The sequence below is a fragment of the Rhizobium sp. R86522 genome, assembly GCF_042466255.1.
In the GTDB taxonomy this organism is placed as follows: Bacteria; Pseudomonadota; Alphaproteobacteria; order Rhizobiales; family Rhizobiaceae; genus Allorhizobium.
This window is the reverse complement of sequence record NZ_JAXHBX010000001.1, coordinates 2,112,237-2,127,584: the sequence shown is the minus strand read 5'-3', so window position 1 is coordinate 2,127,584 and position 15,348 is coordinate 2,112,237. Positions and strand designations below refer to the sequence as shown.

The 15,348-nt window shown below is 60.5% G+C and carries 16 protein-coding genes; 9 read left to right on the top strand and 7 right to left on the bottom strand.

The features are described from left to right. Positions 1-15 precede the first annotated feature (15 nt). Complete coding sequence (locus SJY08_RS10310) at positions 16-1,158, bottom strand: type II CAAX prenyl endopeptidase Rce1 family protein (protein ID WP_377275491.1); 1,143 nt, start codon at positions 1,156-1,158, stop codon at positions 16-18. Between the two features lie 103 nt (positions 1,159-1,261). Further along, positions 1,262-3,148 (bottom strand): putative bifunctional diguanylate cyclase/phosphodiesterase, encoded by a 1,887-nt coding sequence (locus tag SJY08_RS10305; protein WP_377275490.1) that lies wholly within the window; start codon positions 3,146-3,148, stop codon positions 1,262-1,264. Positions 3,149-3,489: 341 nt separating this feature from the next. On the opposite strand from SJY08_RS10305, the gene SJY08_RS10300 reads away from it, so the two are divergent. Next, positions 3,490-4,533 (top strand): class I SAM-dependent methyltransferase, encoded by a 1,044-nt coding sequence (locus SJY08_RS10300; RefSeq protein ID WP_054150561.1) that lies wholly within the window; start codon positions 3,490-3,492, stop codon positions 4,531-4,533. Positions 4,534-4,619: 86 nt separating this feature from the next. On the opposite strand, the gene SJY08_RS10295 is transcribed toward SJY08_RS10300, so the two are convergent. The 3 genes from SJY08_RS10295 to hemB all read right to left on the bottom strand — a co-directional run bounded on the left by SJY08_RS10295 (position 4,620) and on the right by hemB (position 7,044). After that, on the bottom strand, positions 4,620-5,381 hold the full coding sequence (locus tag SJY08_RS10295; protein WP_054150562.1) for an arginyltransferase: 762 nt from the start codon (positions 5,379-5,381) through the stop codon (positions 4,620-4,622). 119 nt (positions 5,382-5,500) lie between these two features. Continuing rightward, positions 5,501-5,959 carry an RDD family protein gene (locus SJY08_RS10290; RefSeq protein ID WP_006727502.1) on the bottom strand — a complete coding sequence of 153 codons (459 nt, stop codon included), beginning with the start codon at positions 5,957-5,959 and terminating at the stop codon, positions 5,501-5,503. 68 nt (positions 5,960-6,027) lie between these two features. Then, entirely contained in the window at positions 6,028-7,044 is a 1,017-nt protein-coding gene (hemB, locus tag SJY08_RS10285; protein ID WP_069041676.1) for a porphobilinogen synthase, read from the bottom strand. 185 nt (positions 7,045-7,229) lie between these two features. Between hemB and SJY08_RS10280 the strand changes: the two genes are divergently transcribed. After that, on the top strand, positions 7,230-7,667 hold the full coding sequence (locus SJY08_RS10280; protein WP_054150564.1) for a DUF6163 family protein: 438 nt from the start codon (positions 7,230-7,232) through the stop codon (positions 7,665-7,667). A gap of 132 nt (positions 7,668-7,799) precedes the next feature. Next, positions 7,800-8,309: a transcriptional regulator LdtR gene (gene ldtR / locus SJY08_RS10275; protein WP_054150565.1), complete on the top strand. Its 510-nt coding sequence runs from the start codon at positions 7,800-7,802 to the stop codon at positions 8,307-8,309. Positions 8,310-8,383: 74 nt separating this feature from the next. On the opposite strand, the gene SJY08_RS10270 is transcribed toward ldtR, so the two are convergent. Continuing rightward, a complete protein-coding gene (locus SJY08_RS10270; RefSeq protein ID WP_377275489.1) occupies positions 8,384-8,770 on the bottom strand; it encodes a hypothetical protein in 387 nt (128 codons plus the stop codon). Between the two features lie 326 nt (positions 8,771-9,096). Between SJY08_RS10270 and SJY08_RS10265 the strand changes: the two genes are divergently transcribed. The 4 genes from SJY08_RS10265 (at position 9,097) to ribD (ending at position 13,479) form a co-directional block, all read left to right on the top strand. Continuing rightward, positions 9,097-10,425: a murein L,D-transpeptidase gene (locus tag SJY08_RS10265; protein WP_054150567.1), complete on the top strand. Its 1,329-nt coding sequence runs from the start codon at positions 9,097-9,099 to the stop codon at positions 10,423-10,425. A gap of 182 nt (positions 10,426-10,607) precedes the next feature. Further along, a complete protein-coding gene (gene glyA, locus SJY08_RS10260) occupies positions 10,608-11,897 on the top strand; it encodes a serine hydroxymethyltransferase (RefSeq protein ID WP_377275488.1) in 1,290 nt (429 codons plus the stop codon). A 12-nt stretch (positions 11,898-11,909) separates the two neighbouring features. After that, on the top strand, positions 11,910-12,386 hold the full coding sequence (gene nrdR, locus SJY08_RS10255; RefSeq protein ID WP_006727509.1) for a transcriptional regulator NrdR: 477 nt from the start codon (positions 11,910-11,912) through the stop codon (positions 12,384-12,386). A gap of 4 nt (positions 12,387-12,390) precedes the next feature. Further along, positions 12,391-13,479: a bifunctional diaminohydroxyphosphoribosylaminopyrimidine deaminase/5-amino-6-(5-phosphoribosylamino)uracil reductase RibD gene (ribD, locus tag SJY08_RS10250; protein WP_377275487.1), complete on the top strand. Its 1,089-nt coding sequence runs from the start codon at positions 12,391-12,393 to the stop codon at positions 13,477-13,479. Between the two features lie 232 nt (positions 13,480-13,711). Here ribD and SJY08_RS10245 read toward each other — a convergent pair whose 3' ends face one another. Further along, entirely contained in the window at positions 13,712-14,074 is a 363-nt protein-coding gene (locus tag SJY08_RS10245) for a hypothetical protein (protein WP_377275486.1), read from the bottom strand. Positions 14,075-14,402: 328 nt separating this feature from the next. On the opposite strand from SJY08_RS10245, the gene SJY08_RS10240 reads away from it, so the two are divergent. Both SJY08_RS10240 and nusB read left to right on the top strand, forming a co-directional pair. Continuing rightward, positions 14,403-14,861 carry a 6,7-dimethyl-8-ribityllumazine synthase gene (locus tag SJY08_RS10240; protein WP_377275485.1) on the top strand — a complete coding sequence of 153 codons (459 nt, stop codon included), beginning with the start codon at positions 14,403-14,405 and terminating at the stop codon, positions 14,859-14,861. A gap of 3 nt (positions 14,862-14,864) precedes the next feature. After that, positions 14,865-15,344, top strand: a complete 480-nt coding sequence (nusB, locus tag SJY08_RS10235; protein ID WP_054150572.1) for a transcription antitermination factor NusB — start codon at positions 14,865-14,867, stop codon at positions 15,342-15,344. Positions 15,345-15,348 lie beyond the last annotated feature (4 nt).

The following is a 15,348-nucleotide window of genomic DNA, read 5'->3' as shown; positions in this document are numbered from 1 at the left end:
GCCGGCTTTTCTGTGTCAGCCGCGCTCCCATATCGACCAGACACCCATCAGCGTCGCTGCATTGCCGAGGATGAAGTGCGATACGATGGGGCCAGCGAGGTTCCGATACTTCAGGTGCAACCAGCCCCAGACAATGCCGGAGACGAGGGCGACGACGGCGAGCGGCTGAGAATAGTGCAGATGCAGGGTGGAGAAGATCAGCGAGGTGATCACGATCGCCGACATCGGGCGGGTTTTGCCCGGCATCAGATCGGCAATCGCCGTCAGCAGCACCCCGCGGCAGATCCACTCCTGCAGTGGCGCGACGATGATGTAGGTGTAGACGGTGATCGTCACCAGCTTCGGGTCGAGTATCGGCGTTCCCTGAAGCTCCGGATAGAGAAGGGTGCGGAAATAGGCCATGGCGGCCAGAGCGATGGCGCTGATGGCCAGTCCCATGCCAATCGACTTCCAGAGGTTCTCCATCCGGATGCCCATGTCGTGTCGCGTCAGACCGCAGCGCACGGTCAGTCCCCAGATGACGAAGGCGCCCCAGACTTCCATCACCCGCGAAGTCCAGAACATCACCTGCGACTGATGGGTCTCCTTGAGATTGGTCAGGATGAGGCTGTTCACCAGGGCGTAGATGTTGATCATCAGAACCATGGTGACGAAGAGGAAGGCCAGCGCGTGATAGCGCCGGTCGGCCTCTTCGAGCGCCACGAACTGCTGTCTGAGCTTGCCGTAACTCGCCGACAGCTGAGCATAGATCTTGCGGAAGAGGAGGGTGGCGAGTTCGGGCCGATCGCTCAGGAACTCGCGATACTGCGCGCGGTCGATTGTCCAGCCACGCAGCGGGGTCAGTGTTCTGGCCGAAGCGCTGCGCGGATCGCCGCTGATCAGCCCGAGTTCGCCGATGAGCGACCCTTCGCCGGCGATCGCGAGAACATTGCCGCTCTCCTCGTCATAGACCTCGATCTCGCCCTCGGCGATCAGGATGGCGAAGCTGCTGTCATCGCCTTTTCGGAAGAGGAGTGTGCCTGCTTCATGCTGCACCGGATCGACATGGCTGCGGAAGGCGTCGAGATAGCTGTCGCTCACCCTGATGGATGTGTCTTTCAGCAGCTTCTCGGCAAAATCAGGCTGTCCGGTCCGTTGCGTTGCGTCGACCGTGCTCATGCGTGTATCCGTCCAGATTGGAATCTGGCCGGATACTACTGATTTCGTTCAGGAAACGCAGAGGTGTCGATCGTCCAATTCTGGGGTCAATCAGCACTCGCCCTCAAAGGCCGGACACGCTCGCCAGTCGCGGAAAGGACTTGATCTTGACTTCGTCGATCGGCACCGGACGGCCGAGATAATAGCCCTGGCCGAGTTCGATCCCGAGTTCGTGCATAAGCTCGACGTGGTCAGCCGTCTCCAGGCCCTCGATCAGGATCTTCAGGCCGCGATTGCGGATGAGGCGGATGATGTCCTCGAGCATGGCGCGCCCTGCCGGACGGCGGGCATCCTGCAGGAAGGAGCGATCGATCTTGACAGTGTCGAATGGGAACAGGCGCAGCCAGGAGAGGCCGGCAAAGCCCGTGCCGAAGTCGTCGAGCCAGATGCGGATCCCGAGCGCCTGCAGATCGGTGATGCAGCGGATGACATCCGACTGCCCTTCCATGTCGATGCCCTCGGTGATCTCGAAGGCGAGCTGCGAACCGGAGACGCCGGTCTCTTCAAGGATCGTCGAGACGGCCAGAGCAAAACCGCGCGACTTGAGCTGAATGGCCGAGACATTGACGCTCGCCATCGGCGCTATGCCGGTCGCGAGCACCTCCGTGCAGGCCCGGCGGATCGCCCAGAGGCCGAGATCGAGGATGGCGCCGGTGCGCTCGGCGACCGGGATGAACTGGGCCGGCGACAGCGGCGTGCCGTCGACCATCTTCATCCGCATCAGCGACTCGACCGCTTCGATGCGGCCGGTGCGAAGGTTCTGGATCGGCTGATAGACGAGATGAACCAGGTCGTTCTTGACCGCCATCCTCAGCGTCGCCGCGATGTTCTCATTGTCGTCGCTGGTCAGCGGATCGTTCGGGTTGAACAGCCGGATGCAGTTGCGACCGTTCGCCTTGGCCGAATAGAGCGCCCGGTCCGCCTCGTTGATGATGCGTTCGAGCTTGGGGCCGCTCTGCGGACGCGTATAGGAGGCACCGACACTGACGGTCACCACCGCCTGGCCATCACGTCGCTGGTCGTGGACGAGATGCAGTCCCTCCACGGCGCTGCGGATGATCTCGCAAAGCGCCATGACCTGATCGCGGCCCGTGACGCGTGACAGCACGATGAACTCTTCGCCGCCGTAGCGGCCGACCGATGCATTGAGCGGCTTCAGCGTGTCGTTGAGCACGCTCGCGACCAGAATCAGGCAGCGGTCGCCGGCCTGATGGCCATAGAAGTCGTTGTATTTCTTGAAGAAGTCGACATCGACCAAGATCGCAGCAAAGGCCTTGCCTTCGCTCTGCCAGTCGTTCCAGTAGTCGCGGAGTCGCTTGTCGACAGCGCGGCGGTTGTCCATCCCGGTGAGGTAATCGGTGTTGGAGAGGCGCTCCAGAGCTTCCCCACGTTTCTCAGCCTCACTGTGCTGGTGGGCGGCTTCCACCGCATTGAGAAACACGTTGTAGCGTTCCTCATTGAGCTTCCAGTTCACATAGGACGTGAACAGAAAACAGGATGTGTAGAATAGGACGACCACCACGGTCTGTTCCAGCGTCAACGCTGGTGCATGCAGCATGCTGTAGAGGAAGATGACGAGGATGGTCGCCGACGTCAGAACCGAGAGGCGGAAGACGAGGTTGAAGAACAGGTTGGCACTCATCATGAAGATTGTGCCGAACAGCATGTAATAACGGAATGCATCCTCGGACGCGGTGTAGGTCGCCGGAATAAGCCAGGCAACATATCCGACGACGACAGTTGCGGCGCAACTGAGATCGACCCAATGGAGGCCGACCCGCCGCGCCACGCAGACTTCCATGACCGAGATGGCGAGGATCGCCGCGATCAGTCGCGCCGTGACCGTCTCGAAGGCCACATCTGGCAACAGGAAGGCATCCGTCACGCCGAAGAGAAGGTAGACGAGCGCAGCAAGCCACAGACCCTGGCGGGTCTGGCGCAGCAGGGTCATGCCTCGGTGCGTCTGATACAGCGCATTGAGAGCAGGGGTGGTCAGCGTTTTGACGTCGATGGCTGGCGGGCTGTAGCTGGAACCGTCTGTCCACACAGCGTCAGCTGTAGACCCGCTATGCATGCGCGAGTTTGTTTCGCGATTTCCGCGCACTGGGTTCTTGATGACCCGATCCATCACGACTCCATCGTCACCGCGCATGTCACGCGCTCGTCTACACTAGCTCGCCCACGTGTTAACTATGTTTTAAAGTCTGATTAAAATCGGAGTGCACTTATTGCCGTCCGCGATTATGGTTTACAAAGAATTAATGTGAGTTTTGACTAAATAAGGAGCGAAGTGTGAGTGATCTAAAGATTGCATTTGACGGACAGAGCCTCATCACGCCGGACTCTATTGCGGCGACGGTGTTTTCGACATCGGTCGACGCCACTGATAAGGATCTTGCGCTGGCACGTGCCGAAATGGCACTTCACCTGCGTGTCGCAGAGCAGCAGTTCGATCAAAAGACCCCGGTTGGCCAGATCATGCTGCGCTTGCTGACCGGCCTCCACGAAATCCGCAATCGGTATTCTCCGAAGGTCTGGGAACAGCTCATCCCGGTGGCCCAGAACCACGCCATTGCCCGGCATTTTCACGAAGATCCGTTCACCCGCTGGTCTTTCGAAAAGCCGCGCGGTTATTCGGGCGACGCGGGTCTCCTCGACTTCATCTACGGCCATCCGTCTGTCCAGTCGATGCTGGACGCCGCAAGCCCGATGGGCAAGGAAGTCCATGCCTTCACCAGCCAGTCGCCGGCATGCGTCGCAGTTCGTGAACGTCGCGATCTGCTCGCTCAGTTCGTTGACGACGTCGCGTCTTCCCGCGGTGGAGAGGCGGAAATCCTGACGATCGCGGCCGGCCATCTGCGTGAAGGCAGCATGTCGCAGGCCCTGAAGGACAAGGCGATCAAGCGGTGGATTGCGCTGGATCAGGATCCGATGAGCGTTGGCGCGGTGGCCAGCGAATTCGCCGGGACTGCGGTTGAAGCGGTCAATGGCTCGGTCCGTACCGTGCTGACCCGCGCACAGACGCTCGGAACCTTCGACTTCGTCTATGCAGCCGGTCTCTACGACTACCTCGCCGACGAAGTGGCCATCAAGCTCTCGCAGCGCTGCCTGCAGATGCTGAAGCCGAATGGCACCTTCCTGTTTGCTAACTTCTCGCAGGAAGTGCCGGATGACGGCTACATGGAAACATTCATGAACTGGGCCTTGTTGCTGCGTTCGGAAGAAGACATGTGGCGCATCATGCGGGCGACGACAGAAGGCCTCGACGTCGAGTGCTCGCTGCGCTTCGGCCAGAACAAGAACATCGTTTACGGCATTATCCGCAAACTGTCCTGATATGAGACAGCCCTTCGCAGCTTTTCAGATGTGAAGGGCTGACCTGTCCCGAAATGGGACCGTCCGTCCCACGTCCTCTTATGGATTCAGCCCTCGGAATCGAGGGGGAAACGTGTCCAGCCCTGGTTCATCAGGTGTTCCTGCGGCTGGAAGCGCGTCTTGTAGCCCATCTTCTTCGAGCCTTGCACCCAGTAGCCGAGATAGACATGCGGCAGGCCGAGCGCCTTGGCCCTGCGAATGTGGTCGAGCACCATCATCGTGCCGAGGGACCGCTTTTCCATTTCCGGATTGTAGAACGAATAGACCATCGACAGCCCGTCGCTCATCAGGTCGGACAGCGCAACCGCGATCAGTTCTCCCCGCGGCTGGGCCGAGATGCCGTCGCCCGGTGAGCGCAGCCGGTACTCGATGACCCGCGTCTGCACATGGCTGTCCTCGACCATGATCGCATAGTCGAGCGCCGACATGTCCGACATGCCGCCGTTCTGGTGCCGATGGTCGAGATAGTGGCGGAAGAGAGAGAATTGCTCCGTCGAAGGCTGGGCCGGAAAGACGGTGGAAACCAGATCCGCATTGGCGGCCTCGACGCGTTTGAAGCCACGGCTCTGTTCGAACTCATTGACCAGCACCCGGACCGACACACAGGCGCGGCAGGATTCGCAGGCCGGGCGATAGGCGATATTTTGAGACCGACGGAAACCGCCCTGCGTCAGAAGATCGTTCATCTCCGTTGCACGCTGCCCAACCAGGTGGGTGAACACCTTCCGCTCCATCTCTCCCGAAAGATACGGGCACGGCGCAGGCGCCGTCAGGTAGAATTGTGGGGAGGGGCTGGTCTGCGTGTTCATATGCGGATGAAGAGAATCCTTTGGCGTGACCTGTCAGAAGTAGGATGGCGCAAGAATGAAAAAGGTCAACACTCCGGCGTGATGCCGGAGTGCATTGTCGCAATAGGAGATTGTGACGCTTAGTAGGTTCGTACCGCAGCCGTGCCGAGCAGCAGGTCATGCACCAGGCGCGAACGCTCGATGAACAGGCCGGCGAGAAGCACGAGCGGCGTCAGCACGGAGTTGAGGATCCAGAACAGTGCGAGGTGGGCGATCGCCGTGACGAAGTCGATCTTGCGCCCATCGAGGCGGACCATGGCAATGCCCATCATCCGCATGCCCGGCGTGGACTGGGACGGACCCGCCAGAGACATGCCGAAATAGAGACCGGCGACGACGAAGAACAGGATCGGATAGAGAAGCCAGCCGAGGCCGAGCGTCAGGATGCCGAGAAAGAAGACCACCACGGCCGCCGGAATCCAGAGGAGGCCGATGAACAGGTAGTCGACGAGGAAGGCAAAGACGCGCCGCGAAAGCACGCCGCTATAGGCGCGCCAGTCTTCGGGGGCGGCATAGGACGAATTGCTGTCGAGGCTCATATCAGGCTCCTTTGAGGTTGTGCCTCAGATATGGGGAGCCCGATGCCGAATACAATAATCCGTGAACCTCAGCCCTGTTTGGCCAGAAGACGTGCCACTTCGGGTGCGAAATAGGTGAGGATCCCATCGCAGCCGGCCCGTTTGAAGCAGAGCAGCGTTTCCAGCATGGCGCGCTCGCCGTCGATCCAGCCATTGGCGGCGGCAGCCTTGATCTGGCTGTATTCGCCGGACACCTGATAGGCAAAGACCGGCAGCCCGAAGCTTTCCTTGAGGCGCCAGCAGATGTCGAGGTACGGAAGGCCAGGCTTGACCATCAGCATGTCTGCGCCTTCCTCGACATCGAGCGCTGCATCGCGCACGGCTTCGGTGCCGTTAGCCGGATCGATGTAATAGGTCTTCTTGTCGCCCTTCAAAAGGCCGCTGGTCGAGATCGCCTCGCGGTAAGGGCCGTAGTAGCAGGAGGCGAACTTGGTGGCATAGGACATGATGCCGACGCTCTGGTGACCGGCGGCATCCAGCCCGCGGCGGATCGCTCCGATACGGCCATCCATCATGTCGGAGGGCGCAATAATGTCGGACCCGGCATCGGCCTGGGCAACAGCAGCGCGCACCAGCTGGTCGACCGTCTCGTCATTGACGATCTCGCCGTCCCGCAAGATCCCGTCATGGCCGTGGCTGGTGAAGGGATCGAGCGCCACATCGGTGATTACGCCGATATTGGGAACCGCCTTCTTGATCGCAGCTGTTACCTGATTGAGAAGGTTGTTGCCCTTCAACACTTCTGAGCCGGTCTGATCGCGCAGCTCCATTTCCACATTCGGGAAAGTCGCGAGTGCCGGAATGCCGAGGTCGGCCGCTTCCCTCGCAGCCTCGACCGCCTTGTCGACGCTCATTCTGAAGACGCCGGGCATTGCCGCGATCGGCTCCATGATGCCGGAGCCCGGCACGACGAAGATCGGCCAGATCAGGTCATCGACCGTCAGGCGGTTCTCCAGAACCATGCGGCGCTGCCAGTCGGCCTTGCGCAGGCGGCGCATGCGCCGGTGGCCGGTGACGTCGTCTACCTGATGTGTCTTGTCCGTCATGATCGCGATCCTTCGTCTCTGTCCGGCTGCTGATTAGCACGCCGACCGGGGCTTGCAAAACAGTAGCCTGAAGATGTGTGATCTGTGTTTTGTTGAGCAGGCGCCTGGCAGAGGGGCTGACATCAGCAGGGGAGGGCGGCTAGCCGTGCTGGCGGAGGCATTGTCGCCAGCCTATCCTCCCTTTCATGGAAGCTGATTCGTCGCAGACACCCATTCGCAGTCTCACCGAGACCATCTTCGTGCTCTTTCTGCGCGTGGTGGCGCTGTCCTGCCTGTGGTTCGGTCTGCAGTACTGGGCGCTCCTTGTCGGCTACAGCCAGAACGGCCTCGGCCGCTTCGATCTCTTGTCGACACCTTGGCGGGTAGCGGCCACAGGGCTTGCGGTCGTGTTTCCGGTCGCCGCCCTCGGCCTCTGGGTTGCTGGCTCGTGGGGGCCGGTGATGTGGCTTCTGGCAGCGGGCGGGCAGATGCTGATGTTCACCGTCTGGCCGGAGATCTTCGGCCGCAACACGCTCGCCGTCACCATGCATTCGGTGGTCTTTGTCGTCTTCGTTGTTTTCCGCCTGGCGTTGTGGCTCGAAGGGAGACACAAGCAGGAGCGTATAACGGTTGATTTACCCTGATCGCAGGCTGGGCTTTAGTAAGCCTCTGTTAAGCCTGCGTTTTAAATAGAATTTTATGCGCATTGGATACGGTCCTCACCAAGGCGGGAGAAAAAACCAACACCGCCAAACAAAACAGTGAGGCAGACCGATATGAACACCAAGCTCAAGCCGCAGCCGGCCACTCTCGACCCGCAGGAAGAAGCGATCCGTTCGCTCTACCTCGAATCTCTCCACCTCGTGGAGCGTCTTCACCGCCGCCTTCTCGATGTCATCAAGGACGAGTTCGACCGCAAGGGTCGCTCCGACATCAACGCCGTCCAGGCACTCCTGCTCTTCAATATCGGCAATTCTGAACTGACCGCCGGTGAACTGCGCTCGCGCGGTTATTATCTGGGCTCGAACGTTTCCTACAACGTCAAGAAGCTCGTCGACCTCGGCTTCATCAACCACCAGCGCTCGCGCGTCGACCGTCGCTCGGTCCGCATCAGCCTGACGGATGCCGGCCAGGAAATCGCCGAGACTGTTGCCAAGCTTTACGAGCGCCACATCGGCTCGATCCAGAAGGTCGGCGGCATCGGCACAGACGAGTTCACCCAGATGAACAAGCTTCTGCAGCGCCTCGACCGCTTCTGGAACGATAGCATCATGTACCGCCTCTAATCCACGAGAGGCTGAGACACCCACGCATTTCCTCCAGTCATGCGGTGGCATTGAGAAGGCGCTAGGTCGCGGGTTCAGCCTGCACCGTAGCGCCTTGTCTCGTTTTGGATCCGTCCCACGTTTCTCGACCGCAGTTCCGTAATGAGAAACGCTGTAGGCGCCACCGTGTAGCCGCGTTCGGCAAGGAACCGTTTCACCCGATTTATGTACTTGGGTTTGGGAACCGTATTGTATCGCCCCGCGACCTCTGTGACCTCTCGGCCCACAAGCAAAATGTTGGCTCTCGGTTCGTTGAGCGAGTTGCGGAGGGAATAGATGGTGTGAGGCCCGTCGTAATACATGCCGACGCAATTGCCCATCAAACCGCCTTCGCGTTGGTAGTCGAATTTGGTCAGTAGCTCGACGATGCGCCACCCATCCTCAAAGCTGAACACCTCCACACTGTCATCGACCTCTTCCATAAAAGCCTCCCGCAAATCACCGCGCACATCCGAGGGAATCAGCAAATCCGCGCGCGAGCAAGCGGCCTGAACGATGTCTCGACGACGATCTTTGGACGGGGCCGCCTGCTGCCGACAGCCCCGAATTCGATCTACACACTCCCGTGACGCAACCCTTGGTGACACGAATTGGCCATATTGATATGGGACCGGCGAAGCTAGGAACGGAGGTGCGTCAACAGTCTCCGATCAACCCCGAAATGCATGTCTCTGCCTCTCTGGCGGCGCTTTGTTAACCATGGCGCGGTATGCGTTTGGGACAGGTTCAGGATGAAACGGTAGGAAATATGTCCAAGACGTCTGGAATTGTTGCTCTCTCGCGCCGCTCGCTGTTGCGTGGTGCTGCCGCTGCCGGTGCTGCGGCATTCACCGGACAGGCCATGGCGCAGGATGCAGTCAATGACTTGATCAACGCACCGCGTCGCGGCAACTGGGACGACCAGTTCGACGCCCAGGCGTCGCGCACCGCTGCCGCCGTCACTTCGAACACGCCGATGCTGAGCGCCGGCAACCTCGTCAACATGCAGCAGGCGATCGGCCGGTATCAGATGATCGTCTCGAACGGTGGCTGGCCCATGGTCAACGCACCTTCGGCGCTGCGGATCGGCGCCATGGACCCAGCCGTCCAGAGCCTGCGCCAGCGTCTGATGATTGCAGGCGACCTCCCGCAAGAAGCCGGCATGTCCAATTCCTACGATTCCTATGTCGAAGGTGCGGTGAAGCGCTTCCAGGCCCGTCACGGCCTGCCGGAAGACGGTGTTCTCGGCGAATTCACCGTCAAGGCACTGAATGTCAGCGCCGATGTCCGTCTGAACCAGCTCAACACCAATCTGGTGCGTCTGCAGTCGATGTCCGGCGATCTCGGTCGTCGCTACGTCACGGTCAACGTTCCCGGTGCCTCCGTCGAAGCCGTCGAAGACGATCGCGTCGCGCTGCGCAACACCGCTGTCGTCGGCCGTATCGACCGCCCGACCCACATGATCAATTCGAAGATCTACGAGGTCATCCTCAACCCCTACTGGACCGCGCCGCGCTCGATCATCGAGAAGGACATTGTCCCGCTGATGCGCAAGGATCCGACCTATCTGACGCGCAATGCCATCCGCCTGCTCGATGGCAATGGCAACGAAGTCGCGCCGGAAACGGTCGACTGGAATGCGGAGAAGGCGCCGAACCTGATGTTCCGTCAGGATCCGGGCAAGATCAACGCCATGGCCTCCACCAAGATCAACTTCCACAATCCGCACAACGAATACATGCACGACACGCCCCAGCAGGGCCTGTTCAACAAGCTGATGCGGTTTGAATCCTCCGGCTGCATCCGCGTGCAGAACGTGCGCGACCTCGTCACCTGGCTGCTGCGCGACACGCCCGGCTGGTCACGTCAGGAGATCGAGCGCGTTATCACGACCCGCCAGAACAATCCGATCAAGCTGGCCGAAGAAGTGCCTGTTTACATCGTCTACATCAGCGCCTGGTCGACCCGCGACAACATCGTCCAGTTCCGTGACGACATTTACCAGAAGGACGGCGATGCGCAGCTGGCGCTCCAGGCCAATATCGGCGTCGAGCAGTTCGCAGGTTCTGTCGAAGAGGACTTCGTGCCGCTGCAATAAGCGCCTCTGCCGCACTTGACTTAACCCAAGCCGCGCCTCGTGCGCGGCTTTTCTTTTTCGGGGGCTGCGGCCATTCGCCTCCGCGCGTCAATTGATCTGCAAATGTCGCTCTCCGTATTGCTCTCGTGACTGCGGAAGTTTAAGACCCCACAGCATCAAACGCTTTTGAGGAGCCAGCGATCATGTCGAACAACGATGCCTTCTTTTCTCGTTCTCTCGCCGATGCCGACCCGGAAATTTTCGGTGCGATCGAGAAGGAACTCGGTCGTCAACGCCACGAGATCGAGCTGATCGCTTCTGAGAACATTGTCTCGCGCGCCGTGCTCGAAGCCCAGGGCTCGATCATGACCAACAAATACGCCGAGGGATATCCGGGCAAGCGCTACTACGGTGGCTGCCAGTTCGTCGATATCGCGGAAGAACTCGCGATCGAGCGCGCCAAGAAGTTGTTCGGCGTCAACTTCGCCAACGTCCAGCCGAATTCCGGTAGCCAGATGAACCAGGCCGTCTTCCTGGCGCTGCTGCAGCCCGGCGACACCTTCATGGGCCTCGACCTGAACTCGGGCGGTCACCTGACCCACGGTTCTCCGGTCAACATGTCCGGCAAGTGGTTCAACGTCGTCTCCTACGGCGTGCGCGAAGACGACCACCAGCTCGACATGGAAGATGTTGCCCGCAAAGCCGAGCAGCACAAGCCGAAGCTGATCATCGCCGGCGGTACCGCATACTCCCGCACCTGGGACTGGAAGCGTTTCCGCGAGATCGCAGACTTTGTCGGTGCCTACCTCATGGTCGACATGGCCCACATCGCCGGCCTCGTCGCTGGTGACCAGCATCCGTCGCCGTTCCCGCATTGCCACGTCGCGACCTCGACGACCCACAAGTCGCTGCGCGGCCCACGCGGCGGCATGATCCTGACCAACGACGAGGATCTGGCGAAGAAGTTCAACTCGGCCGTCTTCCCGGGTCTCCAGGGTGGCCCGCTGATGCATGTCATCGCCGCCAAGGCGGTCGCCTTCGGCGAAGCGCTGAAGCCGGAATTCAAGGATTACGCGGCCCAGGTCGTCAAGAACGCCAAGGTTCTGGCCGACACGCTGATCAAGCACAATCTCGATATCGTCTCCGGCGGTACCGACAACCACCTGATGCTGGTCGACCTTCGCAAGAAGAACGCCACCGGCAAGCGTGCTGAAGCCGGCCTCGGCCGCGCCTACATCACCTGCAACAAGAACGGCATCCCCTTCGACCCGGAAAAGCCCTTCGTCACCTCGGGTATCCGTCTCGGCACGCCGGCCGGCACCACGCGCGGTTTCAAGGAAGCCGAGTTCACCGAAATCGGCAATCTGATCGTCGAAGTTCTCGACGGCCTGAAGGTCGCCAATTCTGATGAAGGCAATGCCGCCGTCGAGGGTGCCGTTCGCGAGAAGGTCGTTGCTCTCACCGACCGTTTCCCGATGTACCCCTACATGTAAGGCCCAAGGCTGATGCGCTGCCCCTTCTGCGGATCGGATGAAACCCAGGTCAAGGACTCGCGACCGGCGGAGGACAACACCTCCATCCGCCGGCGGCGCATCTGTCCGGATTGCGGGGGGCGCTTCACGACTTTTGAACGGGTGCAGCTGCGCGAGCTGATGGTCTTGAAGAAGACCGGCCGAAAGGCACCCTTCGCGCGCGACAAGCTGGTGCGGTCCTTCCAGATCGCACTGCGCAAGCGACCTGTCGATGCCGACCGCATCGAACGTGCCGTGTCGGGCATCGTGCGCCGCCTCGAAAGTTCCGGCGAGACCGAGATATCCTCGGAAGAAATCGGTCTGCAGGTGCTCGAAGCCCTGAAGACCCTCGATGACGTTGCCTTTGTGCGCTACGCCTCGGTCTATCGCGACTTCAGCCATGCCGAAGACTTCGAGAACGTCATTGCCGAGATCAACGCCAAGATCTCCAGAGACAGCACGGCGGATTGACGGCGTGTCCATTACCGCCCGCGACGAACGGCATATGCGGGAGGCAATCGAGCTCTCCCTGAAGCATGTCGGCCGTACCGGCCCCAACCCCTCCGTCGGATGCGTGATCGTGAAGGATGGCGAAGTCGTAGGTCGTGGCGTCACCGCGCTCGGTGGGCGCCCCCATGCCGAACCCCAGGCGCTCGCCGAAGCCGGCGAGAAGGCAAGGGGGGCGACCGCCTATGTCACGCTCGAGCCCTGCTCGCATCATGGTAAGACCCCGCCCTGTGCCAATGCCATCGTTGCTGCCGGCATTGCCCGCGTCGTGGTCGCCGTTGCTGATCCCGATCCTCGGGTTTCAGGCCAGGGGCTCAAGATCCTCGCGGATGCCGATATCGAGGTGACCATCGGCATCCTGCAGAAAGAGGCGCGCCGGGCGATGGCAGGCTATCTCACCCGGCAGACGAAGGGACGTCCGCAAGTGATTCTGAAGCTTGCCGTTTCTTCTGATGGTATGGTCGGTCGCGTTGGCGCAGGCCAGGTCGCGATTACGGGTCCAGAGGCACGCGAAGCCGTGCATCGTCTGAGGGCGCAGTGCGATGCAATCCTGGTCGGCATCGGCACCGCGCTTGCCGACGATCCCGAATTGACGGTTCGGTTGCCGGGTCTCGAAAGCGCCTCGCCGCTCAGGATCGTGCTTGATCGCAAGGCGGAACTACCGGTGGCATCCAAGCTTTCCAAGACGGCCCAGGACGTCCCCGTTCTCCTCGCCGTGGCACCCGGCGCAACAGGCAATCGCGCCGCGCTGGTCAGCATGGGTGTCGAAGTGTCGGAGGTTCCGGATGTCGATGGACTGTTGGCGCTTCTTGCGCGGCGGGGTGTCTCGTCACTGATGGTGGAAGGTGGCGCTCGTGTCGCGACCGACATGCTGGCGCGCGGAGTGGTTGACCGGATCGAACTCTACGATTCCGCGGTGACGATCGGGGAAGGCGGTATCCCTTCGCCAATTTCAGCCGGCCGCCTGCCTGCTGGTTTCGTCAAGATCGACGAGAGACAGGTCGGGAGCGACCGGCTGCAGATTTTTGAGAGACTGCCTGCGTCTGCCTGGGTTTAACGGAAGAACAGCAGGAACAGAATGATCAGGGGGATCGGTACGCCGATCAGCCAGAATAGAATGCCGCGACCCATGGGGTGCCTCCATCTTTCGTGTTGCGAGGCAACCGCCTCCGGGCGCCTTTCATGACCGGAAACACGTGGGCTCCATGAAAGGTTCCATTGCGCGCGAAAAGCCCCGTGTCCTAGGACACGGGGGGCAAGGTGGGGTATGGAGGGGAGGCGGAGGTTGATCAGCGGACGTAGAAGGTGACGCCGCCATCGGCAGCCTGATCGGCGCCGACGATATTGGTGAGCTCGACCTTCTGGCCTTCAAGCTTCTGGGCAAGCGAGCGGTTTGCGATCACCGCTGCCTGAATGTGTCGGGCTTCCTGCGAGGTGGGAGAGACCGCGGCGAAGCGTTCATGCGCCGTGTCATGGGTCTTCAGAGAGTTGAGGGGGACGACGTTGAAGGCCTTGGACGACATTGTCTGGATGGTGCTTTCGATCCTGCTGCCGGACATGCCGGCTGCAGAAGGCATGGCGGCATAGCTCTCGGCGCCGAAGGCGATGGCCGACAGTGCAGAGGCACTCAGAACGGTTGCAAAGCGATTCATGTTCCTGTTCCTTTCAAGGATGTTTGCGATGGCGGGGGATTCCGTCGCTCGCTTGCAGGACTGAAGGTGGTGTCGGTTTGTGGCGAAATCCTGGCTCTAAGTTACTGAATTCCATTAAACATTTGTCACGCTGGTTGCCTGATTTTCGCCTGCATTAGCGAGAGTGGAACAATCGGTGTAAAGCCTTGATCGGCCTGACATGATGAGCCGTGCCGGGAACGCAGGTCCGGCCATCAGCAAAAACACTTGCCTTCCGGGAAACGGCGTGGTTTGACCGCGTCTCTGTTCGGCCAGGCGCCGCAATCACATTCAAGATCGGATCAGACCCATGGGAAACAAGACGGCATCGCCGCATTTGCTGATCGTCGAGGCACGCTTCTATGACGACATGGCGGACGCTCTCCTGGATGGCGCGAAACACGCGCTGAAGGAAGCCGGCGCCACTTTCGACGTCATCACGGTGCCGGGTGCGCTCGAAATCCCGCCGGCGATCGCTATGGCACTGGATGCCATGGACGACGAGGGGACACAGTATGATGGCTTTGTCGCGCTCGGCATGGTCATCCGGGGCGAGACCTACCATTTCGATATCGTTGCCAACGAGTCCTCGCGGGCGCTGATGGATCTCGCTGTTTCGGAATCGTTGCCGATCGGCAACGGCATCATGACCGTTGAGAACGACGAGCAGGCTTGGGCACGCGTCAAGCGTAGCGAAAAGGACAAGGGCGGCTTTGCGGCGCGCGCAGCCCTGTCCATGATCGACCTGAAGAAGAAGCTGGGTGGCTGAGTGATGACGGGCGAAGGCAAGCATCCGGTAAAGCCGGCAAACCAGCGCGGTGCAGCTCGTTTGGCAGCTGTGCAGGCGCTCTATCAGATGGACATCGCCGGCTCCGGCGTGCTTGAGGTTGTGGCCGAATATGAAGCCCATCGCCTCGGCCAGGAGGTCGACGGAGAAACCTATCTGAAGGCGGACGCCTCCTGGTTCCGCTCGATCGTCGCCGGTGTCGTACGCGACCAGACGAAGATCGACCCGATGATCCGTGGCGCCCTGCAGGACGACTGGTCACTGTCGCGCATGGATAGCACCGTGCGCGCCATTCTGCGTTCCGGCACCTTCGAATTGATCGAGCGCAAGGATGTGCCCATCGCTGTTATTGTAACGGAGTATGTCGAGATCGCGCAGGCCTTCTTCACCGAAGACGAGCCGAAGCTGGTCAACGCCGTTCTCGACCGGATTGCAAAGCAGGTTCGCGCTCCGGCGCAGAAGTAGGAAT